Annotated in this window: 19 protein-coding genes; 14 read left to right on the forward strand and 5 right to left on the reverse strand. The window is 64.7% G+C overall.

Annotation, left to right across the window (positions count from 1 at the left end):
• Positions 1–22: 22 nt before the first annotated feature.
• Both EN857_RS12865 and serB read right to left on the reverse strand, forming a co-directional pair.
• A complete protein-coding gene (locus EN857_RS12865; RefSeq protein ID WP_135858707.1) occupies positions 23–595 on the reverse strand; it encodes a GNAT family N-acetyltransferase in 573 nt (190 codons plus the stop codon).
• Positions 592–1,479 (reverse strand): phosphoserine phosphatase SerB, encoded by an 888-nt coding sequence (serB, locus tag EN857_RS12870; RefSeq protein WP_127392108.1) that lies wholly within the window; start codon positions 1,477–1,479, stop codon positions 592–594. The genes EN857_RS12865 and serB overlap by 4 nt, the downstream gene beginning before the upstream one ends.
• Between serB and miaA the strand changes: the two genes are divergently transcribed.
• Both miaA and EN857_RS12880 read left to right on the forward strand, forming a co-directional pair.
• A complete protein-coding gene (gene miaA, locus EN857_RS12875; RefSeq protein WP_127392110.1) occupies positions 1,469–2,434 on the forward strand; it encodes a tRNA (adenosine(37)-N6)-dimethylallyltransferase MiaA in 966 nt (321 codons plus the stop codon). The two genes, serB and miaA, sit on opposite strands and share 11 nt — an antisense overlap.
• A gap of 127 nt (positions 2,435–2,561) precedes the next feature.
• The gene (locus EN857_RS12880; protein WP_127392107.1) at positions 2,562–3,353 is read left to right on the forward strand and encodes a GGDEF domain-containing protein; all 792 of its coding nucleotides are present in this window, start codon (positions 2,562–2,564) and stop codon (positions 3,351–3,353) included.
• Between the two features lie 161 nt (positions 3,354–3,514).
• Here the strand turns inward: EN857_RS12880 and EN857_RS12885 are convergent, their stop codons facing one another.
• On the reverse strand, positions 3,515–5,344 hold the full coding sequence (locus EN857_RS12885) for an ATP-binding protein (protein ID WP_127392109.1): 1,830 nt from the start codon (positions 5,342–5,344) through the stop codon (positions 3,515–3,517).
• A 152-nt stretch (positions 5,345–5,496) separates the two neighbouring features.
• On the opposite strand from EN857_RS12885, the gene EN857_RS12890 reads away from it, so the two are divergent.
• Genes EN857_RS12890 through EN857_RS12900 form a run of 3 tightly spaced genes read left to right on the forward strand, consistent with a single transcriptional unit; the run spans position 5,497 to position 6,980 of the window.
• Positions 5,497–6,063 (forward strand): XRE family transcriptional regulator, encoded by a 567-nt coding sequence (locus EN857_RS12890; protein ID WP_127392106.1) that lies wholly within the window; start codon positions 5,497–5,499, stop codon positions 6,061–6,063.
• Between the two features lie 4 nt (positions 6,064–6,067).
• Positions 6,068–6,376, forward strand: a complete 309-nt coding sequence (locus tag EN857_RS12895) for a hypothetical protein (RefSeq protein ID WP_127392105.1) — start codon at positions 6,068–6,070, stop codon at positions 6,374–6,376.
• A gap of 52 nt (positions 6,377–6,428) precedes the next feature.
• Positions 6,429–6,980, forward strand: coding sequence for a GNAT family N-acetyltransferase (locus tag EN857_RS12900; protein ID WP_127392104.1), 552 nt, complete (start codon positions 6,429–6,431; stop codon positions 6,978–6,980).
• Here EN857_RS12900 and EN857_RS12905 read toward each other — a convergent pair.
• Positions 6,951–7,838: a LysR family transcriptional regulator gene (locus EN857_RS12905; protein ID WP_127392103.1), complete on the reverse strand. Its 888-nt coding sequence runs from the start codon at positions 7,836–7,838 to the stop codon at positions 6,951–6,953. The two genes, EN857_RS12900 and EN857_RS12905, sit on opposite strands and share 30 nt — an antisense overlap.
• A 97-nt stretch (positions 7,839–7,935) precedes the next feature.
• Here EN857_RS12905 and EN857_RS12910 point away from each other — a divergent pair, with 97 nt between their 5' ends.
• From EN857_RS12910 to EN857_RS12920, 3 genes are all read left to right on the forward strand, one after another.
• Positions 7,936–9,102: a gamma-butyrobetaine dioxygenase gene (locus tag EN857_RS12910; protein WP_245478194.1), complete on the forward strand. Its 1,167-nt coding sequence runs from the start codon at positions 7,936–7,938 to the stop codon at positions 9,100–9,102.
• Complete coding sequence (locus EN857_RS12915) at positions 9,099–9,689, forward strand: HD domain-containing protein (RefSeq protein WP_127285085.1); 591 nt, start codon at positions 9,099–9,101, stop codon at positions 9,687–9,689. The genes EN857_RS12910 and EN857_RS12915 overlap by 4 nt, the downstream gene beginning before the upstream one ends.
• A gap of 294 nt (positions 9,690–9,983) precedes the next feature.
• The gene (locus tag EN857_RS12920; protein ID WP_127392102.1) at positions 9,984–11,129 is read left to right on the forward strand and encodes a PcfJ domain-containing protein; all 1,146 of its coding nucleotides are present in this window, start codon (positions 9,984–9,986) and stop codon (positions 11,127–11,129) included.
• A gap of 69 nt (positions 11,130–11,198) precedes the next feature.
• Here the strand turns inward: EN857_RS12920 and EN857_RS12925 are convergent, their stop codons facing one another.
• Positions 11,199–13,001: an NAD(P)/FAD-dependent oxidoreductase gene (locus EN857_RS12925; protein ID WP_127392101.1), complete on the reverse strand. Its 1,803-nt coding sequence runs from the start codon at positions 12,999–13,001 to the stop codon at positions 11,199–11,201.
• 260 nt (positions 13,002–13,261) lie between these two features.
• On the opposite strand from EN857_RS12925, the gene EN857_RS12930 reads away from it, so the two are divergent.
• The 6 genes from EN857_RS12930 (at position 13,262) to EN857_RS12955 (ending at position 22,633) form a co-directional block, all read left to right on the forward strand.
• A complete protein-coding gene (locus EN857_RS12930; protein WP_127392100.1) occupies positions 13,262–14,413 on the forward strand; it encodes a DUF6600 domain-containing protein in 1,152 nt (383 codons plus the stop codon).
• Between the two features lie 259 nt (positions 14,414–14,672).
• On the forward strand, positions 14,673–16,454 hold the full coding sequence (locus EN857_RS12935) for an acetolactate synthase 3 large subunit (protein WP_127285088.1): 1,782 nt from the start codon (positions 14,673–14,675) through the stop codon (positions 16,452–16,454).
• An 84-nt stretch (positions 16,455–16,538) separates the two neighbouring features.
• Positions 16,539–17,111, forward strand: a complete 573-nt coding sequence (ilvN, locus tag EN857_RS12940; protein WP_006204962.1) for an acetolactate synthase small subunit — start codon at positions 16,539–16,541, stop codon at positions 17,109–17,111.
• Between the two features lie 146 nt (positions 17,112–17,257).
• The gene (locus tag EN857_RS12945) at positions 17,258–17,854 is read left to right on the forward strand and encodes a LysE family translocator (RefSeq protein WP_127392168.1); all 597 of its coding nucleotides are present in this window, start codon (positions 17,258–17,260) and stop codon (positions 17,852–17,854) included.
• A gap of 340 nt (positions 17,855–18,194) precedes the next feature.
• The gene (locus tag EN857_RS12950) at positions 18,195–19,472 is read left to right on the forward strand and encodes an efflux RND transporter periplasmic adaptor subunit (protein ID WP_127392167.1); all 1,278 of its coding nucleotides are present in this window, start codon (positions 18,195–18,197) and stop codon (positions 19,470–19,472) included.
• Positions 19,469–22,633 (forward strand): efflux RND transporter permease subunit, encoded by a 3,165-nt coding sequence (locus EN857_RS12955; RefSeq protein WP_127392166.1) that lies wholly within the window; start codon positions 19,469–19,471, stop codon positions 22,631–22,633. Before EN857_RS12950 ends, EN857_RS12955 begins: the two co-directional genes overlap by 4 nt.
• Positions 22,634–22,637 lie beyond the last annotated feature (4 nt).

Here is a 22,637-nt window from a genome sequence, read left to right on the forward strand (position 1 = left end):
TGAGTTTCAATGAAAAGGGCGGCTAACGGGCCGCCCTTTTTCGTGCCTGCCAGTCATCGCGCGCCAGCCTGTAGAAGACATGCCGCTTGAGCGCCGGATGACTGTCCGGGATGTCGGGATGATCGAAGTCGCGCGCCGGATCGGCGCTCATGCCGAGGCGCTTCATGACGGCGGTGCAGCGGTGGTTGTCGGCCACGGCGAAGGAGACGATCTCGTCGCGGTCGAGCGTCTCGAAGCCAAAGGCGAGCCAGGCCTCGGCCGCCTCGGTGACATAGCCCTTGCCCCAGAATTCGGGCGCCAGCCGCCAGCCGATCTCGATTGTGTCGGAAGGCATGGACGGCACGTGATCGGTCTCCAAGAGGCCGACAAAGCCGATGCATTCGCCCGTCGCCGCGATCTCGGCGGCGGCAAAGCCAAAGCCATCCTCGGCGATCCAGCCGCGAAATTCATCCATTTTGGCATCCGTCTCGGCGCGGTCGCGGCGGAACGGAAAGAATTCCATCACCTGCTCGTCAGAATTGATGCGATGGAAGAGCTCGCGATCACGATCCTCCCAGTTGCGCAGGATCAGGCGCTCGGTGCGCATCGGTTTCATCCGGCAAACTCCTCCTGGCGATAGCCTTGCAGATAGAGCAGCGCCGTCAGGTCGCCATGGTCGATGCGGACCTTGGCATCCGCCGCCACCGAGGGCTTGGCATGCAGCGCGACGCCGGTGCCGGCCAGGCGGATCATGTCGAGGTCGTTGGCGCCGTCGCCGACGGCAAGCGCGTCGGCAGGGGTGAGACCAAGCCGGGCGGCGATCTCGAGCAAGGCGTCCGCCTTGGCGGCCCGCCCGAGGATCGGCTCGGCGACCAGCCCGTTGAAACGGCCATTCTCCTCGATCAGCCGGTTGGCGCGGTTCTCCTGGAAGCCGAGCATCGCCGCGATGCGGCTGGTGAAGACATTGAAGCCGCCGGACACGAGCGCCGTCCAGGCGCCGTTGGCCCGCATGGTGCGGACCAGCGCGAGGCCACCGGATGCCAGCGTCAGCCGGGTCTCGATGAGTCGATCGACCACGGCGGTATCGAGGCCTTTCAGCAGGGCGACGCGCTCGCGCAGGGCCGGTTCGAAGGCGATCTCGCCGTTCATTGAGCGCGCGGTGATCGCCGCGACGCGATCCTTGACGCCGATCTCGTCGGCCAGTTCGTCGATGCACTCCTGGTCGATCATCGTCGAATCCATGTCGGCGATGAGGATCTTCTTGCGCCTGCCATCGGCCGGCTGGACGATCACGTCGACCGGTTCCGGGGCGAGCGCGACGCGCAGGGCGGCGGCCGCTTCAGCGGCGTTCGCCGTTTCCGGCAGGACGAGATCGCAGGCGACGTCCTCCGCCAGCCAGCGAACAGCGCTTGCACCGACCGACCGTGAGGCCATATTCGCAAGCGTGGCCGAGACAGCGCGGCCTTCGGGATGGGACACAAGCGTGGCGATCAGCGGCATCGAGACTTCCGGACAGGCGGGCGAGGGCCGCGTGAAGAACGCGATCCTGATAGCCGGGCCGACCGCCAGCGGCAAGTCGGCGCTTGCGCTGGACCTCGCCGAGCCCCACGGCAGCATTATCGTCAACACCGATTCCATGCAGGGCTATTCGGTGCTCGACGTGCTGACGGCACGGCCAAGCCCCGCGGACCTCGCCCGTGCGCCGCATTTTCTCTACGGCCATGTCCATCCGTCGGTCGCCTATTCCACAGGCGCCTGGCTGCGCGACGTGACGAAGCTGATCGACGATGGCGTGCTCGCCGAACGGCCGGACGGCACGTTCGTCGAACGGCCAGTGATTTTTGTCGGCGGCACCGGGCTCTATTTTCGCGCGCTTGCCGAAGGGATTTCGGATATGCCCGAGATTCCGCCGGCGATCCGCGACCGCTGGCGCTACGAACTCAAGGAACAGGGCGCCGAGAGGCTGCACCGCATCCTGATGCGCGAGGATTCGGCGGTCGGCATGCAGCTCAGGCCGACCGACGGCCAGCGCATCGTGCGCGCGCTGGAGGTGCTCGACGCCTCGGGCCGTTCCATAGCCGAATGGCAGGCGGCGCGGGGCCGGCCGCTGATCGACCGCGACAGCGCGCGGTTCCTGGTCATCGAACCGGATCGCGCGGAGCTGGTCGGGCGGATCGAGACGCGGTTCGACCGCATGCTGGACATCGGCGCCCTGGACGAGGTCAGAGAGCTATTGGCGCTCAACCTCGATCCGGATCTGCCGGCGATGAAGGCAATCGGCGTGCGCGAGCTGCAGGCGGCGATGGCTGGGCAATCAAGCTTCCCCGAAGCGATCGAGCGCGCCAAGATTGCGACGCGGCAATATGCCAAGCGCCAGGCGACCTGGTTCCGCCATCAACTGGGTCCGGAATGGCGGCGATTGCATGCGGCCGACGCTGCGATGGCCGCGATCTGATGCCCCGCCGCTAATGCAATCACGAAAGTAAAACAAAAACCGGACATTCTCGCTCAGGTTGTCCGGATTAACCCTCCGTAAGGCCCTGCATGGCATAAGGTCCTTTGGGTAGTTCCACGGGGAGCAGATGCGTTTCCACAAGGCGGAATCCGCATTTTTCGTCTTTATTTTCGTGATCCTGGCGGCCGGCCTGGTGACGCTGCATGCCTATGGTTTGCTGCAGGCCATCGCGACCGATCTGGACTCGGCTTCCCGCGTTGAAAAGATCGTCTACCTCAACAAATTGCTGTTCGCGACCGGGGTGCTCCTGGCGACCGCGCTGTTCTTCGGCGTGTTCTTCATCTACCCGCTGATCCGCAGGCAGGCGACGGAAGAGGGCAAGCTGCGCGCCATGACGGTCTCGCTCAGCGCGCGTTCGGAAACGCTGGAGCACGCGGCCCTGACCGACGGGCTGACCGGCATGCAGAACCGGCGCTATTTCGATGACGCGCTGAAAGAATATCTCGAGGAGTTCCGTCGCATCGAGAAGCCGGTCGGGCTGATGATCCTCGATCTCGACCATTTCAAGCAGGTCAACGACACGCATGGCCACGATGTCGGCGACGAGGTGCTGAAGGCGGTCGCCGGCTGCCTGAAGGGCATGACACGCTATCACGACGTGGTGGCGCGGCTCGGCGGCGAGGAGTTCGCCGTGGTGACGCCGAACATGGACGCCGAACTGCTGGCCAAATTCGCCGAGCGCATTCGCAAGGCGATCGCCAACATGTCGGTGCTGTCCGGCAATGTCCGCCTCAAAATCACCACCAGCGTCGGCCTCGCCGTCTGGGACCGCAAGGAAACGGCCGAGGACTTTTATCGCCGCGCCGACCGCCAGCTCTATGAGGCGAAGAGGCAAGGCCGCAACCGCGTCTGCGCCTAAAATCCCGGAGCGAATTCATGAGGCCGGCCCTCTGACTCGGCCTTCTCGACTTCCGGTGCTCACGGACTCATGTCCGCTCCGGGTTCTCGAAAGCCGCGCCATTCAATCCGGCCTGATGAATTCTCTCTCGGGATTTCTCCGAACTTCCGAAGAAGAAGAGATCAATCGTTCTGCGGGCGCATGCCGAAGGTTGCGGGCTTGAGGCCGTAGCGGGTGTCGAAGTCCTCGTCCGGCTGCATGCGCGGGGCGGCGGGCTTGCGGTAGTCCGGGTCGCCGGCCTGGCGAGCGGTGTCGACGACTTCGGCGAAGGCCATCTGCTGCTGCGGCTTCGGCACGTTGCGCAGCCGTTCGACGATCGCGGCGAGATCGACGTCTTCGCCGGTTTCGGAGGGCACCGCCTGCTCGCGCGTGCCGGTGCCGGGGATGAGTTCCTGCGCCAGTTTCTCGAACTTCAGCCGCATCGTCGTCGCCACGCCTTCGCCGAAGGCGATGGCTTCCCGCTGGCCCATCGAGGACAGGAAGGCCAGCGTCGAGGCGGACGAATCGGCGATCGCCGAACGGATGATCGCCTGGTCCTGCTCGTTGGCCAGCCGCATGGCGAAAAAGGTCGAGCACTGCGACAGGATGGTCGGGTCGAGCTCGCCCGGACGCTGGGTGACGACGCCGAGATAGCAGCCGTATTTGCGGCCCTCCTTGGCGATGCGCGACAGCGCGTGCCTTGTCGGCGCGAAACCGAGGCGGGGATCGGCCGGCATATAGCGATGCGCTTCCTCGCACAGCAGCAGCAGCCGCAGCCGCCCCTCGCTCCACAGAGCGAGGTCGAACGCCAGGCGCGCCAGCACCGAGCAGACGGAATTGACCACCTCGGACGGCATGCCGGCCATCTCGAAGCAGGTCACCGGACGGCCGTGGTTCGGCACGCGGAAGATGTTGCCGATCGTCTCGTGGATGGTGTCCTCGATCAGGCGCGAGTTGAACATGAAGCGATAGCGGGGATCGGACGCCGCCGATTCGATGCGCGTCTTGAGCGATTTCAGCGTCGGGCGGTCGTTCTTGCTTTCGAGCATGCCCATGCGCTCGTCGATCTGCTTGATGAGATCGGCGATGCGGTAGGGTACCGGCGTATCGGCGGTCAGCGCGTCGCTGCCGCGCCGCAGATAGGTTCCGGAGCCCGGGTTGCGATAGAGGTTCTTGGCGGCGGGGATGAGATCGCGCAGCACATCGACTTCCTCGGGCTCCGTCTCGCGCCCGCGAAACAGCACCTCGGCGAACTCTTCCAGCCTGAACATCCAGAAGGGCAGGTCCAGCGTCTTGGAATCGACCCTGACGCAATATTCGGGCAGCGAGGCAGCGAACTCATTGTGCGGGTCGAGGATGAGGATGCGAAGGTCCGGCCGGGCCTCGATCGACTTGCGCAACAGCAGCGACACGGCGGTGGACTTGCCGACGCCGGTGGTGCCGACGATGGCGAAGTGACGCGCCAGGACATCGTCGATGGCGATGTTGGCGTCGATCGCCTCGTCCTGAGACAGCGTGCCGATGGTGATCGAATGTCGGCCGGCGAGATCGTAGACCGCCTGCAGGTCGCGGCTGCGGATGCGGTGCGCAATGGCGCCGATATGCGGATAGGTGGTGATGCCGCGGTCGAAGACGGGCTTGGCGCCGGGCTCGGCGCCGTCGCGCACCTCGCCGATCAACTCGATGCTGACCTCGATCGGGTTCTGCCCCTCATTGCTCCAGGCGCGGTCGGACTTGCCGATCGCGTAAACGAGGCCGACCGTTCGCGTCGAGCCGAGGTTGATCGAGATCATCTTGCCGACGGTCCACAGGCCGGTGATCGCGCCTTCGATATCGTCGGCATAGGCGCCAATGGTGGCGCGCGCGCCATCGCATTGCACGACATTGCCGAGAATGCGCTTGTCGCTCTGCTCCCTGTTGCGACGCTCCTGCGAGGTCGCTTCTCCAACGGAGACTTCGCGTTCGACAAACATAGATGGCATGATCCCCATTCCCTCGGGATGCAACCTACACAGATGAGGTTAAGCCGGGGTGAGGTCGGATGGTGTAGGCGCCGTTAAGCCGACCGCGAAAATTCGATCGAACGCCGTCTTTCATTCCATGTCGAGTTCGCTATATTGAACGAATGAATGATATAGCGAACGACATTTCATCCAGCCTCGGCAGCCGGATACGCTCGGAACGGACCTTGCGGGGCTGGTCGCTGGCGGAGCTCGCGCAACGTTCCGATGTGTCGAAGGCGATGCTCAGCACCATAGAGCAGGGCAAGACCAGCCCGACCGCGGCGCTGCTGGTGCGCATCGCCGCGGCCTTCGGCATGACGCTGTCGACGCTCATTGCCAGGGCGGAACTCAAGGGCGGCGGCCTGCTGCGCGAAGGCGAGCAGCCGGTGTGGCGCGATCCGGACACCGGCTATCTCAGGCGGCATCTCTCGCCGGCTTCCGACATGCCGCTCGAACTGATCAAGGTACGCTTGCCAGCGGGGCAGAGCGTCAGCTTTCCGGCGGCGTCCTACGCCTTCATCAAGCAGCAGATCTGGCTGATCGGCGGGAGGCTCGATTTCACGGAAGGCGACGTCGTGCACAGTCTGCGGCCCGGCGACTGCCTGGCGCTCGGCGCGCCGTCCGACTGCACCTTCCATGCGCCGGGACCGGACGCCGCCGACTATCTCGTCGCGCTGGTCAGAGGCTGACGGCATGGCTCGACGTCCCCGACGCTCGCACAATGGCGGGCCGCCGCTCGACGACTATGACGGCCCGCCCTGGGGCAAGGGCGACGCCTACATTTTCCTTGCCTGGCAGGCGGCCCACGCCAAAGCCTGGAAGGCGCCCAGCCGCGACGTCATGCTGATGCGGCTGGAGCGAGCCGAGCGGCTCGGCCTGACCTATGAGGAATACACGCTCGAAATCCTCGAGCGCGGCCGGCATCTCGGCGAAGACGACACCGAGCGGATCGCCGAAATCCGCCGCGCAAGGAAGCGAAGGCGGTTCAGCCATCTGGCGTGACACAGCTCTTCGCCGCGTCGCAGACATTCATTCCAAGGGACACTCCGCCAACATGACTTCCACAGAAATCAACATCCTGCGCCAGGACGCCGAGACGGAAAAACTGCTGGCCGCGCTTCTGGTCGAGACGGTGGCTGCCGGCGGGTCGGTGAGCTTCATGCACCCGCTGGCGCAGGATGCAGCGGAGGCCTTCTGGCGGAAGTCGCTTGCCGCCGCCGCGCTGGGCGAACGGGTGGTGCTGGGCGCATGGGATGGCGATGTCCTTGCCGGCACCGTCACCTTGCTGCTCGACTTTCCTCCCAACCAGCCGCACCGGGCCGAGATCGCCAAGCTGATGACCCGCGTCGATCGTCGCGGCCAAGGCGTGGCGACCCGACTGATGCGGGCCGCGGAAGACATCGCCGTGGAGCGCGGCCGCACCTTGCTGGTTCTGGACACGGCAAGCGAGGAGGGTGCCTCCGGCCTCTACGAGAGGCTCGGCTTCACGCTGACCGGCGAAATCCCCGACTTCGCGCTGAAGCCGCATGGCGGATTGACCGGCACGCTAATCTACTGGAAACGGACCGGCGCAAGCCTACAGAGCGCCGATTCCGGCAAGGCGTGACAGCAGCCACAGACGAAAATCCTGCTCGGCCTGGGTCAGCCCCGCTGCCGAAGCGCGGGTCAGGAAATGGCCCGAGCTGCTGGAGAGCTCGAAGCCGGAAAGCGCCACAAGCGCCTTTCCGGCAAGCGCGGTATCGATCAGCGGCCTGGAGCCCAGCAGGGCGCCGGCGCCGGCCTTGGCCGCCTCCATGGCGGCAACGAAACTGTCGAAGCGGTGCGAACGCCCGGTATGTCCCGGCACGCCAGCAGCGCTAAACCATTCGGCCCACATCTCGCGCGCGCCGGCGACCAGAAGCAAGGGCAGGGACGTCCAGTCCGCATTGCCGGCCAGGGCCGGAGAGGCGACCGGCACCAGCCGCTCGACGGTCAGCCTGTCGGCCTCGCGCCCGGGGAAGTTCCCGTTGCCGAAGCGGATGTCGAGCGTCGAGCCCGGCTGGTCGTAGTCGGCGGGACGATGAATGGTCACCACGTCGAGCTGGATCCGCGGCAGGGCTCTCGCCAGGTCGGGGAGCGCAGGCACGAGCACCAGCAAGGCAAAGGAGATCGGCACCCGCACCGTGACGGTCTGGACGGCGCGCGGCTCGAACAATTCCGTGGTGCTGTTGCCGATGGTGGCGAAGGCCGACTGGATGTGGGGAAGATAGGCGGCGCCCTCCGGCGACAGCGCCACACCGCGGGCAAGACGCACGAACAGCCTGGTTTTCAGCCGTTGCTCGAGGGAGCGAATGTGCTGGCTGACAGCCGCCTGCGTCAGGCCGAGTTCGGCCGCCGCGGCGGTGAAGTTCGAAAGCCGCGCCGCCGCCTCGAAGCTGCGCAACCAGTCGAGCGGAGGCAAGGCGCCGGCAATTCTTCCAGCCATTAGAATTCTATAGCCATAGTCTGCAAAATCATAATTTGAGTTATGACTACGAAGTCAGCATCATGCAACCCGAAACCCTGCGGATGCCGTGGGAAAGATGGAGCTGCTGGACATGCTGACCAAGGCGCTGATCGGCGACGACGGACGAACGGTCGAACTGAGCTGGGACAACGGGATGCGCACCCGCTTTCACGCCATGTGGCTGCGCGACAATGCATTGGACGACAAGACGCGCAGCGCCGGCAACGGTCAGCGCCTGATCACCATTCTCGACATTCCGGCCGGGACGCGGATCGCGGCGGCTTCGGTCAAGGGCGGCGCACTGGAGATCAGCTTCGTCCCCGAGCAAAAGACCGTCAGTTTCCCGGCAGGCTGGTTGTACGCGCATGCCTATGACCGTGTCGAACTGCGCAAGGGAGGCTGGACGGCCGACGTGGTTCAATGCTGGACAAGGGCGACGATGCAGAATTCGGTGCCGCGCGCGGCATATGCGGCCGCCAGCCACGATCGCAGCGTGCTCAGGGAATGGCTTTCGGCAGTGAGGACTTACGGCTTTGCGGTGATGGATGGCCTGCCGGCGGAGTCGGGGGCGCTGTGCAAGGTGTCCGACCTGTTCGGTTACATCAGGGAGACCAATTACGGGCGCTGGTTCGAGGTGCGCGCCGAGGTCAATCCGAACAATCTCGCCTACACCAATCTCGGCCTGCAGGCGCATACCGACAATCCCTACCGCGATCCGGTGCCGACGCTGCAGATCCTGGCCTGCATCGAGAACACCGTCGAGGGCGGCGAATCTACCGTAGTCGACGGTTTCGCGGTGGCGGCCGCGCTGCAGGCCGAAGATCCGCACGGGTTCCGCCTGCTGAGCTCCTATCCGGCACGCTTCGAATATGCCGGCTCGTCGGGCGTGCGTCTGCAAGCCAAGCGCCCGATGATCGAGCTCGGCCCGGATGGCGAACTGCTCTGCATCCGCTTCAACAACCGCTCGCTGGCGCCGACGGTCGACGTGCCGTTCGCCGAGATGGACAAATACTACGCGGCCTATCGCCGGTTCGCCGAGCTGATCGAGGATCCCGGCTTCGAGGTGACCTTCAAGCTGGAGGCTGGGCAGGCCTTCATTGTCGACAACACCCGCGTCATGCATGCGCGCAAGGCGTTTTCCGGCTCGGGCAAGCGCTGGCTGCAGGGCTGCTACGCCGACAAGGACGGGCTGTTGTCGACGCTGGCGGCGATCGAGCACGATTTCAGGGAGGCGGCGGAATGAACGGGCAGGCGCTGAACAGCGGCAACATCGTCGAATTCATCGCCGACATTTTTGAGCGACGCGGTGCCGAATCCTATCTCGGCGAGCCCGTCACCATGTCGGAGCACATGCTGCAGGGCGCGTGGCTGGCCGAGCAGGACGGCGCGCCGGACGAACTGGTGGCGGCGGCATTGCTGCACGACATCGGCCACTACACCAGCGAGTTCGGCACCTATTCGCCCGACGATGTCGAGGACAAGCATCACGACGAGGCGGGCGGCGAGGTGCTGGCGCCGTTCTTCCCGCCGGTCATCGTCGAATGCGTGCGGCTGCATGTCTCGGCCAAGCGCTATCTGTGCGCCACCGACCCGACCTATTTCGGCAAGCTCTCGCCGGCCTCTGTCCACACGCTGTCGCTCCAGGGCGGGCCGATGAGCGCCGAGGAGGTGGCCGAGTTCCGCAGGAACCCGTTCCATGAGGAGGCGGTGCGCGTCCGCATCTGGGACGAGGGCGGCAAGGTCGCCAACATGAAGACGCGCGCCTTTCGCGACTACGCGCCGCTGCTGGAGCGGGTGGTGAGGAAGTTCGCGGCGGAAAAGGCCGCGTGATGCTCGGCGATAGAGGCCATTAAATCGCGATGCATTTCAGAGCTGAGAGTCCTTGCCGACAATAGTGGTTACCTGAAAGACTAGAGATGCTTCCGTGCAACACTCTGGCCGGCGATTGCAAGTCTTGAAAGAACGCCTCTTGCGTCAAATCTGCCGCGAGCCTAGAGAAGCCGCCCATTCCTAATCCGTCTTCCGAAGGAGACCTGTCAATGTCCCGGCAATCCAGATCGACACATTCCGTGCCGACGCTGGAATTGCGTGCGGCTGACAGGGGTCCAATTAGGAAGAACGGCCATGGCCAAGTCCATGATCCAGCTCAGGCAGGACGCCGAGCGCCAACGCATTGAAGCATATCAGGTAACGCTGCGGCGGGTTTCCGCCGTGCCGCGTCCCGCTCCGGATTTCGAGCGGGCGCTCGATGAAGCATGCCGGGGCTTTGCCCGCAGGGCCATCCGCGACGGCGCCTTGTGGCGCCCAAAGCTGAAGACGCGCGACCCTGCGCGGCTGCGGCTGGCGGCTGCCCGTTTTCTTTATGCGCGCTATCCGGTTTCGGCGGCGCTCGAGGCGATCTGGCTCGATAGCTCGGGGCTGAACGCCGACGAGGTCGCGCTTCGCAAGGCCTGGTACGTCGCGGCCGCGCGTGGCGACTCGCTCTACAAGGCGGGCGCCAATGCCTGGCTGTCGCGCAAGGAAGTGCATTGCTTCGTGAACGTCGTCGGCGATTTCACCTTCGAGGAGGCGTTCTGGCTGGCGATCGCCCGGTCCTGCACGGACGATCCCGGCCTGGCGGCCCGGCTCGCCCGGACGAAGATCGCGCGCACGCCACGCGGCGAGATTGCCTTCTGGCGCGAGGTGGCGCGGTTCTTCTGCGGACATCCCGCCTCGCGGGAGGAGATCGACGACCTGTGCGACTATCTTGGCGCCATGCATCGGCGCGATCGAGCCTACAGCCTGAAGGGGCGCACGCTTGTCTCGCTGCGCAGGCAGATGGTGGAATGGCACCGCGACATCGCCGCGATCGAGCGCATCGAGGCGATGCGCCGCCGCGCCGCCGGGAAAGGGCAGCAGGCGCAAGGCCCTGCGTGGGACGGCTCGCGGCTCGAGGACTGGGACTGGGAGCCGTCGGCCAAGGAGGCGAAGGCGCATGGCGAGCGGTTCTTCGTTCGCCAGCTGAAGACGGCCGAGGATCTGGTTGCCGAAAGCCGCGCGATGCATCACTGCGTCTCGCTGTATGCCGCCAAGTGCATCGCCGGCAACGCCTCGATCTGGGTGCTGCGGCGCAAGGCGCTCGGCAAGATCGAGCGCTTGCTGACGATCGAGCTCGACCCGCAAAACCGGGCCGTGCAGGTGCGCGGCTTCGGCAACCGCCTCGCAACGCTGGAGGAGCGCAAGATCGTCGAGCGTTGGGCCAAGGCGAGGGGCGTGGTGCTCCGGGCCTGAAATAAAAGCCCGCGCGGCCGAGAGGCCGCGCGGGCTACGCGTTGTTGTTCGCACAAGCGGCAGAGCGGCCTATCCCTTGTGGTGAACCTTCTGCAGCCCGTAGACCGGTGTCGCGATGCCTTCCTGCCGCGCCTTCAACTGCAGTGACAGGAACTGCGAATAGTGGCGTGACTGATGCAGGTTGCCGCCATGGAACCAGAGCGCCTCCTGTTGCGTCGGCTTCCACATGTTGCGCAGCTCGCCTTCCCAGGGACCGGGATCCTTGGTTGTGTTGGAGCCGAGACCCCAGCATTTGCCGACCTTGTCGGCCACCTCGCGGGAGATCAGGTCGGCCGCCCAGCCATTCATCGAGCCGTAGCCGGTGGCGTAGACGATCAAGTCCGCCGGCAATTCCGAGCCGTCGGAGAAGAGCAGCGAATGCTCCCTGATTTCCTTCACCTCGACGCCGCTCTTCAACTTGATCGAGCCGTCGATGATGAGGTCGGACGCGCCGACGTCGATATAGTAACCGGAGCCGCGCCTGAGATATTTCATGAACAGGCCGGACTCGTCGTCGCCCCAGTCCAGCATGAAGCCGGCCTCTTCCAGGCCCTTGTAGAACGCGGCATCGCGCTTCTTCATCTCGGCGTAGGCGGGAATCTGGAATTCGTGCAGGATCTTGTAGGGCAAAGAGGCAAAGATGAGATCCGCCTTGGCCGTCGTCAGTCCGCTTTGGACGGCCTTTTCCGAGTAGAGCGAACCCAGCCCGATTTCCATCAGCGTGTCGGATCTGGAGATGTGGGTGGTCGAGCGCTGCACCATGGTCACGTCGGCGCCGGCCTCCCAGAGTGCGGCGGCGATATCGTGGGCGGAATTGTTCGAACCGATGACGACTGCCTTCTTGCCGGCATAGGCGTCGGGGCCGGGATGCTTCGAGGAATGGTGCTGATCACCCTTGAAGCTGTCCATGCCCTTGAAGCTTGGCATGTTGGCCTTGCTGGACATGCCGGTCGCCAGCACCAGCTGCTTCGGCTTCAGCGCGATGTCCTTGCCGTCACGGTGGACGACGACGGTCCATTCCTTCGTCTTGTCGTCATAGGCGGCGCTCCTGGCCTCGGTCGAGGACCAGTAATTCAGCTCCATGACCTTGGTGTACATTTCCAGCCAGTCGCCGATCTTGTCCTTGGGCGAGAAGACCGGCCAGTTCCTGGGGAAGTCGATGTAGGGCAGATGGTCGTACCAGACCGGATCGTGCAGGCAGAGCGACTTGTAGCGCTTGCGCCAGCTGTCGCCGGCACGTTCGTTCTTCTCGACGATGATGGTGGGCACGCCGAGCTGGCGCAGCCGGGCGGCCAGCGCGATGCCGCCCTGGCCGCCGCCGATGATGAGCGTATGCGGCTGCGTCTTGAAACCGAGTTCGGCCGCTTCCTTCTCGCGCTCCTCCTTCCAGGTCGGCCGGTTCTTGCCATGGCCGTGCCTGGCGCCCAGCGGCCGGGCGAAGCCGGCCGGCTCTTCATGGCCCTTCAGCTCCGCCATGGTGGTAAGCAATGTCCAGATCTTGCCGTCCTTCAGCCTGATGTGGCCAAAGCCGCGCGCCACCGCCGTCTCGAAGCGGATCCAACCTTCCAGCACCCCGCCGTTCTCGCTGGCATCCTCGCCGTCGGCGATCGCCCAGTTCGAAGGCTTCGTCTTCGCCAACTGGCTCACAAGCATGTCGCGCACCTGGTCGCGGCCTTCCATGGTCTTGATGTTCCAGGTGAAGGCGACGAGATCGCGCCAGTAGCAGTCGTCCTGAAAGCAGGCGACGGCCTTGTCGATATCGCCGGCGGCAAGTGCCGCGCCGAACTGGTCGAGCAGGTCGGAAAGCTTCTTGTTCGGGGTCTTGTCGAGCATCAGTTCCTCCGGTCTTGGGATCGCTTCTTGATCGAGCGCTGGAGCCGGATCGCCCCGTCCGGCATGCGCAAGTATTTCGGCAAAACTGATCTCGCGTCATGCCCTCCAATAGTTTGGCGTGTTTTCAATGGTTTGTCCGGAGGTGGAGCGACGCTCCATTGGTCGCGCAATCGTGATCGGCTTTTGCCGCATTGCGGCCATGGCGTCTCAAGACAAGAGCAACGGGGGCGAATGGCGATGCAAGGAGCCAGGAGAGCGTCATGCAATTGTCCTCCATCCATCCATTCGCCCGGCGCGGGCTGGCAGCTTCCGTAGCCGTCACCTTGGCTTTGGGCGTGACTTTGGCCGGTCCATTGGCGGTTCCGTCCTATCAGGCGGCGCATGCGGCCGTGGTTTCCGTGACCGTCCGCGAGCGGCTCGCGACTTACGGCGGATGGCGGACTTCCAGCCGGTTCGGCGAGGTGTGGGTTCCCTCCGTCCGGCCTGAATGGCGGCCCTATACGGAAGGCAGATGGGTCTGGACCGACGAGGGCTGGTACTGGGAGTCGGCTGAGCCGTTCGGCGGCATCGTCTTCCACTACGGGCGCTGGGCGTACGATCCCGAATTCGGCTGGGTCTGGATCGCCGGCTACGAATGGGCGCCGGCCTGGGTGGTGTGGCGCCAGGGCGGCGACAACATCGGCTGGGCTCCGGCGCCGCCGCGTATTGCCGATGTCGCGTTCGACGAGGGCTGGTGGTGCTTCGCACCGGTGGCGGCGATCGGCGTGGCCGATGTCGTCAGCGTCGTGCGGCCAGTGCGTGAAAACGTGACCATCATCCGCAACACGACGATCATCAACCAGACTGTGATCGTCAACAACGCGCCGCGCGTACGGCTTGGCAACCAGGTCGTCGCGATCGATGCCGGGCCGCGCCTGCCTGAGCTTCCCAGGGCGGTCGTGACGTCGATCAAAGCGGCGAAGATCGTCCCGCCGCGCAAGGGCGACTTCTCCGAAGCCCGGCTCGATCCGTCGAAGGGCGAGGCGGTGAAGATGCTGGCCGGCAACGCTTCCCTGCCGGCGCAAGGTGCTGCGCCGGTTATCGCAGGCACGCCCGAGGCCGCCGGCCACGGGCCGAAGAAGCCCGCGGGCGTCAGGACGATCCGGCCCGCAGCGGCGATCGCCGAAGGGGAACCGAACACGGCCGACCGAAAGCACAAGAGGGTGATCGCCGGCGCCGGGCAGGTGGAGATCGGCGAGACATCCGACGGCAAACATGCGCCGCGCAGGAGGCTCAACCATCAGCAGATGCTGGCGATGCGCACACCGCATCATGGGCCGGCGAAGGCCGAGCCGCATCGCCCTTCCTTGGTGCAGGCGAGGAAGGGAGCCAAATGCGATCCGCTTGTCGCGCACTGCAAGCCGCCGCGCTGAAGCCATTTGGGACGGCACGCGAACGGTGGCGAGGCGGGAGCATTTTCCCGGTTGACAGGCCGGCTTTCCCGCCTCTACTGTCCGCCACCATGAAAACGGCACTCATTCTCGTAGGCAGGCGCGTGGGCAAGGCGGTGTAACCGCCGGGCGAAAACCTCCCATGCGCATCACACAGGCTCCCTCGGGGGCCTTTTTTATTGCCCGAAACACGACTAAACGACCAGCAACGCCCAAATGGCGACAGTACGGGACCAGACCGATGAGCAACGAGCGGAACGAGCGGCGCGAAATGACGGGCGCCGAAATGGTGGTGCAGGCGCTGAAGGACAATGGCGTCAAGCATGTCTTCGGTTACCCGGGCGGCGCGGTTCTCCCGATCTACGATGAAATTTTCCAACAGGACGAGGTCGAGCACATTCTGGTCAGGCACGAGCAGGGCGCCGGCCATGCGGCGGAAGGCTACGCGCGCTCGACCGGCAAGGCCGGCGTCCTGCTGGTGACGTCCGGCCCCGGCGCCACCAACGCGGTGACGCCGCTGCAGGACGCGCTGATGGATTCCATTCCGCTGGTCTGTCTGACCGGCCAGGTGCCGACCTCGCTGATCGGTTCCGACGCTTTCCAGGAATGCGACACGGTCGGCATCACGCGCCCCTGCACCAAGCACAACTGGCTGGTGAAGGACGTCAACGAGCTCGCGGCCACGATCCATGAGGCCTTCCATGTCGCGACCACCGGGCGCCCCGGCCCGGTGGTGGTCGACATTCCGAAGGACGTGCAGTTCGCCAAGGGCACCTATGTGCCGCCGCAGACAGCGCCGCGCACCAGCTACCAGCCGAAGGTCCAGGGCGACCTGGAGAAGGTCAAGGCAGCGGTCGAGCTGATGGCCAGCGCAAAGAAGCCGATCATCTATTCGGGAGGCGGCGTCATCAATTCCGGTCCGGAGGCGAGCCATCTGCTGCGCGAACTGGTCGATCTCACCGGCTTCCCGATCACCTCGACGCTGATGGGGCTCGGCGCCTATCCGGCTTCCGGCAAGAACTGGGTGGGCATGCTCGGCATGCACGGCACCTACGAGGCCAACATGGCCATGCACGATTGCGACGTGATGATCTGCATCGGCGCGCGCTTCGACGACCGCATCACCGGGCGGCTCAACGCGTTCTCGCCGAACTCGAAGAAGATCCACATCGACATCGATCCGTCGTCGATCAACAAGAACGTTCATACCGACGTGCCGATCCTCGGCGATGTCGGCCGGGTGCTGGAGGATCTGGTGCGGCTGTGGCGGGCGACCGCCAAGGCCGACAAGAAGGCGCTCTACCCGTGGTGGGAGCAGATCGCCAAATGGCGGGCGCGCGACTCGCTGGCCTACAAGCCGAACGCCGACGTGATCATGCCGCAATACGCCATCCAGCGGCTCTATGCGCTGACCAAGGACATGGACACCTACATCACCACCGAGGTCGGCCAGCACCAGATGTGGGCGGCGCAGCACTATCATTTCGAGAAGCCGAACCGCTGGATGACGTCGGGCGGGCTGGGCACGATGGGCTACGGCCTGCCGGCAGCGCTCGGCGTGCAGATCGCGCATCCCAATGCGCTGGTCATCGACATCGCCGGCGATGCCTCGGTGCAGATGACGATGCAGGAGATGAGCACGGCGGTGCAGTACGAAGCGCCGATCAAGATCTTCATCCTCAACAACCAGTATATGGGCATGGTCAGGCAGTGGCAGCAGCTGTTGCACGGCAACCGGCTGTCGCATTCCTACACCGAGGCAATGCCGGACTTCGTCAAGCTGGCCGAGGCCTATGGCGGCCACGGCATACGCTGCGACAAGCCGGACGAACTCGACGACGCGATCAAGGAAATGATCGCGGTGAAGAAGCCGGTGCTGTTCGACTGCCGCGTGGCGACTTTGGCCAACTGCTTCCCGATGATCCCCTCGGGCAAGGCGCATAACGAGATGCTGCTCCCCGACGAGGCGACCGACGAGGCGGTGGCCAATGCCATCGACGCCAAAGGCAGGGAACTGGTGTAGGCGACGAGCCAAGGCAGGGCTGGTCTAAGGAAGCCGTGCGCAAACAGAGAATTAGATCCAAGAGTTGAAATCGAGATTCACCCCATGAACGCACAGCTCCAACCGACCGGCTCCGCCTATTTCATCGCCAAGGAAACGGAAAAGCCGGAGAACCACACGCTCTCCGTGCTGGTCGACAACGAGCCGGGCGTGCTTGCCCGGGTCATCGGCCTTTTCTCCGGCCGCGGCTACAACATTGAGAGCCTGACCGTCTCGGAGACCGAGCACGAGAAGCATCTGTCGCGCATCACCATCGTGACGCGCGGCACGCCGCATGTGCTGGAGCAGATCAAGCACCAGCTCGAGCGCATCGTGCCGGTGCACCGTGTGGTCGACCTCACCGTGCGCTCGCACGAGCTTGGCCAGGAGCGGCCGCTGGAGCGCGAGCTGGCGCTGGTCAAGGTCGCCGGCACCGGCGACAGCCGCGTCGAGGCGTTGCGTCTTGCCGATGCCTTCCGAGCCAGCGTCATCGACGCCAACACAGAGCATTTCATCTTCGAGATCACCGGCAAGGGCTCCAAGCTCGACCAGTTCATCGCCATCATGAAGCCGCTCGGCCTGGTAGAGATCTGCCGCACCGGCGTGGCGGCGATGAACCGCGGCCCGCAGGGCATGTAGTAGGCCGGCGCCGAAGCGCCGGCAGGTCGTCATTTCCGTCCTGACCGTCTGGCCCGGTTGATGCTCCAGGGTGGCCTTTGCGCGCCCGGTATAAAAGGACAATTATACTGACCTATTCGACGCGATGACTTGTGTGGGAGGACGTCATGCCGCTTGAAACGTTCCTTGCGCTCCTGGTCTACGCCTTCGTCACCTCGATCACGCCGGGGCCGAACAACCTCATGCTGCTGGCTTCCGGCGTCAATTTCGGCATCGTCAGGACCGTTCCGCACATGCTCGGCATCAGCATCGGATTTCTGGTGCTGCTGCTTGCCGTCGGCTTCGGGCTGGGCGCAGTGCTGACGGCGTTTCCGGTGCTGCATACGGCGCTGAAGGTCGCCGGCGGCGTCTATCTGCTTTATCTCGCCTGGAAGATCGCCATGTCGCGTTCGCTGAGCAGCAAGGGCGAGATGGAAGCGCGACCGATGCGCTTCATCGATGCGGCGGCGTTCCAGTGGGTCAATCCCAAGGCCTGGGTGATGGCGATTACCGCCATGGCCGTCTATGCCAATGCGGAGCACCCGTTCCTGTCGGTGGTGCTGATCTCGGTCGCCTTCACCATCGTCAACCTGCCGAGCGTCTCGGTGTGGGCGGGCTTCGGCACGGCGCTGCGCGGGTTCCTGTCGGATCCGGTGCGGCTGAAGTGGTTCAACATCGCCATGGGTGCGCTGCTGGCGGCGACGCTGTGGCCGATGCTGCGTTAAGATCTGTCGATATTCAGGTGCGGCCGGCCTGCAAACGGCGCTTTCCTGCGCTTCCGGTGCTCACCTATCCAAAGGTACGCTCCGCTCCGGTTCTCGGAAATCAACGTTTTCGACTCGGCCTGACCTGAATCTCAACAGATCTCAGGTCGCGGTCCCGGCCCATGGGTCGGGTTGCCTCCTTATTGTGCACTGCACATTAAATCTTCGTAATGCCGTGTTTTGGCCCTTTTCCGCCAAAGCCTTGTCCTATCTATTTCGGCGAAATTCGCGGCAAGGCGCCGCGGATCGAGCAAAAATAGACCACCGGATCCGGCGTGTCGCGTGAGAGGGCTTGTTGTCGATGCGCGGAAAAATCGTCTTTGCGGTGATTGCGCTGGCCTGCGTTGCCGGGGCCGGTCTCTACCTTTCGCCGACGGCGCTGGGCAAAGTCCAGCAACTGATTTCGGGCCAGCAGGCCGCCAGCAACGGCACGGAAAAGACGGCCAAGGCACCGGACAATGCAAAGGGCGGCGGCGGTGGCTCGCATTCGGCCTCGATCGTTTCCGCGGCCGCCACCACCGCCGATTTTCCCATCCGCCGCTATGCCATCGGCTTCGTGTCCTCGCCGGAGGTGGTTGCCATCAACGCCCGCGTCTCCAGCCAGATCGTCTCGATCGCGGTCAAGGACGGGCAGATGGTCAAGGCCGGCGATCTTCTCATTTCACTGGATGACCGGGCGCTGAAGGCGCAGCTCGCAAAAGACCAGGCGACGCTGGTCAAGGACCAGGCCATGCTGGTCAGCGCCCAGGCCGACCTGCAGCGCGCCAAGGACCTCGTCGCCAAGCAGGCCGGCACGCAGCAGACCTACGATCAGGCGCTGGCGGCGCAGAAGGCGGCAGCCGCGACCATCGATGCCGACAAGGCCACCATCGACGCCGATACCGTGCAGTTGAGCTACGCGTCGATCTCGGCGCCGATCTCGGGCAGGCTGGGGGCCGTCAATGTCTCGGTCGGCGATCTCGTCACCACCAGCAACGGCAACAGCAGCAGCTCGACCCCGCTGGTGACGATCACGCAGATGGATCCGCTGCAGGTGAATTTCACCCTGCCGGAGAGCAACCTCGCCCTGCTGCACAAGGCGCTGGCCGACCCGCAGCAAGGCGACGTGACGCTGACCAAGGACGGCGATCCGACGCCGATCGGCAAGGGCACGCTCGACTTCGTCGATTCCAGCGTCGACACCGCCTCCGGCACTATCGCCACTCGGGCGAGCGTACCGAACCCGGATCTTTCGCTGTGGCCCGGCCAGTATGTGAACGTCGTGCTCGACGCCGGCACGATGCCGCAAATGACCTCGGTTCCGACCGTCGCGGTGCAGCCCAGCCAGAAGGGGCCGTTCGTCTACGTAGTCAAGCCGGACAATACGGTGGAGATGCGCCCCGTCCAGGTGGCGCTGACCGAAGGCGACAACAGCGCCATCAGCCAGGGCCTCAAGGGTGGGGAGAAGGTGGTCGTCGAGGGCCAGACCAGGTTGAAGGACGGCGCGGCCGTGCATGAGGGCAAGGCGGCCGCCAAGGGCGGCGCTCAGGGCGCACCCAAGGTCGCGCAAGCCGGCAAGGCGGGCGAGGCCAGCCAATGATCTCCGAATTCTGCATTCGCAGGCCCGTCGCCACGCTTCTGATGTCGTTCGCCCTCGTGCTGGGCGGATTGTTCGCCTACAAGTTTCTGCCGGTTGCGGCGCTGCCCAGCGCCGAGTTTCCGGTGGTCAACGTCTCCGCCCAGCTGGCCGGCGCTTCGCCGGAGACCATGGCGACGTCCGTCGCGACGCCGCTGATCAAGCAGTTCGCCACGATCGCCGGCATCGATTCCATCTCGACCACCAATTCGCTCGGCCAGACCTCGATCGCCATCCAGTTCGTGCTCAACCGCGACATCGACGCCGCGGCCGCGGATGTGCAGGCGGCGATCGCGCGCACGCAAAGGTCGCTGCCGCCCGAGATGACGGCGCCGCCGAGCTATCGCAAGGTCAATCCGGCCGACGCTCCGATCCTGTTGATGTCGCTGGTCAGCGACACGGTCCCGCTGACCGATCTCGATGCCTTCGCCGAGAACGTCATCTCGCCCTCGCTGTCGACCATCGACGGCGTGGCGCAGGTTTCGATCTACGGCCAGCAGAAATACGCCGTGCGCATCCAGATCGACCCGACGGCGCTCGCCGCGCGCGGCATCTCGATCGACCAGTTGCAGGCGGCGGTGGCGTCGGCCAACAGCAACACGCCGCTCGGCGTGCTGCAGAACGACAAGCAGCAATTGACCATCACCGCCAATACTCAGCTTAACAACGCGGCGGGTTTCGCGAATCTAATCATCGCCACCAAAGACGGTCACCCGGTACGGCTGGGCGATGTGACCCGCGTCGTCGATTCGGTTCAGACCACGACGACAGCGAGCTGGTATGACGGCACCCGCGCCATCATCATGGCCGTGCAGCGCCAGCCGGACGCCAACACGGTCGACGTCGTCGACAAGGTCAAGGCGATGCTGCCGTCCTTTCAGGACCAGATGCCGGGCGCCGCCTCGATCAAGCTGCTCAACGACCGCTCGACCTCGATCCGCCAGGCCGTCGACGACGTGCAGTTCACGCTGCTTTTGACGATCGCGCTTGTGGTGATGGTGATCTTCGTCTTCCTGCGCCGCGTCACCGCGACGATCATCCCGGCCGTCGCGGTGCCGATCTCGCTGATCGCCACGCTCGGCGCGATGTTCCTGTTCGGCTTTTCCATCGACAACATCTCGCTGATGGGACTGACGCTCGCCGTCGGCCTGGTCGTCGACGACGCCATCGTCATGCTCGAAAACATCTTCCGGCACATGGAGGAAGACGGGCTCTCGGCGTTCGACGCGTCGCTGAAGGGCGCGCGCGAAATCGGATTCACCATCATCTCGATCTCGATCTCGCTGGTGGCGGTGTTCATTCCCGTGCTGTTGATGGGCGGCGTCATCGGCCGCATCTTCAACGAGTTCGCGGTCGTGGTGACCGTCGCCATCCTGGCGTCGATGTTCGTCTCGCTGACGCTGACGCCGATGCTCTGCTCGCGCCTGCTTTCGGTCTCGAAGGCGGAGAGGGAAGCCCATGGAGGCGGCCACCGGCATGACTTCGTCACACGCTGCTACGACTGGCTGCTGAGCTTCTGCCTGCGCCACACCTTCCTGGTGTTCCTGGTCTTCATCGGCACCGCTGCGGCGTCGGTCTGGCTGATCGAGGTCTCGCCGAAGGGCTTCTTCCCGCAAGAGGACATCGGCCAGATATCGGTGACGACGGTCGCCCGCCAGGACATCTCGTTCGACGCCATGGCGAAGCTGCAGGGCCAGGTGGCCAGCGTCTTCTCCCATTCGCCCTATGTCGATCATGTGGCGTGGTCGGCGGGCAGCGGCAACAATGCGCTCAACCAGGGCCAGTTGTTCGTGCAGCTCAAGGACAAGGACAAGCGCCCGGACATCGAAAAGGTGCTCTCGGATCTGCGCAAGCAACTGGCAGGCGTGGCCGGCATCGAGACCTATATGCAGCCGGTGCAGAACCTGAGGCTGGGTTCGCGGTCGTCGGCCAGCGCCTACCAGCTCGTGGTTCAAGGCCTCGATACTGGCCAGACCGATATCTGGGCACAGAAGCTGAATGACGCGATGGCGGCGGACCACAATTTCTTCGCCGATGTCACCAGCGACCTGCAGAACAATGCCCTACAGGCGTCGTTGGTGGTGGACCGCGACAAGGCCGCCCAGCTCGGCATCGATACCGATACGCTGCGCTCGGCCCTCTATGGCGGCTTCGGCACCGATCAGGTCTCGACGATCTTCGGCTCGGCCGACAGCTATGCAGTGATCACCGAGCTCGACCCGAAGATCGAATGGTCGCCCGAGCGCATGCTTGCCATCCAGGTGCGGACGGCGAGCGGCAGCCTGGTGCCGCTTGGCGCCTTCGCCCATGTCGACCGCACAGCCGGCGCGCTCACCGTCAACCAGCTCGGCCAGCTTCCGGCGGTGACGATTTCCTACAATCTGCCGCCGGGCGTGGCGCTGGGCGACAGCGTGACCCGCATCGACCAGCTCAAGGAGCAGGTCGGCATGCCGACAACGATCGGCACCAGCTTTGCCGGCACCGCCAAGACCTTCCAGGATTCGCTCGCCAACCAGGGGCTGCTGATCGGCGGCGCGATCCTGACCATCTATATCGTGCTCGGCATGCTCTACGAGAGCTTCATCCATCCGCTCACCATCCTCACCGGCCTGCCGTCGGCGGTGCTGGGGGCGGTGGTTGCACTGCGTGTTGCCGGCATGGATATTTCGGTGATCGCGGTGATCGGCATCCTGATGCTGATCGGCATCGTCAAGAAGAACGGCATCATGATGGTCGACGTGGCGCTGGAGCTCAGGCGCGAGGGCATGTCGGCGGTGGAGTCCATCCACAAGGCCTGCCTGATGCGTTTCCGGCCGATCATGATGACGACGCTGGCGGCGCTGATGGGCACGTTTCCGATTGCGCTCGGCACCGGCGCCAGCGCCGAACTGCGCCAGCCGCTCGGCGTCGCGGTGGTCGGCGGCCTGCTCGCCTCGCAGGCGCTGACGCTCTTCGTCACGCCGGTGATCTACGTCTATTTCGAGAATTTTTCCGGCTGGCTGCTCGGCTTCTCCTTGAAGAAGGGCCGGCCGGCGCTGCATGCGGTCGAAAGTGCGGAGCAACCGTCGCTGTTCGATCCGGAAGAAGGCCGGGTCATCCAGCTCCAGAAAGCCGCGGCCGAATAGCTCG

It is taken from the genome of Mesorhizobium sp. M4B.F.Ca.ET.214.01.1.1, assembly GCF_004791545.1.
Lineage (GTDB): Bacteria > Pseudomonadota > Alphaproteobacteria > Rhizobiales > Rhizobiaceae > Mesorhizobium > Mesorhizobium abyssinicae.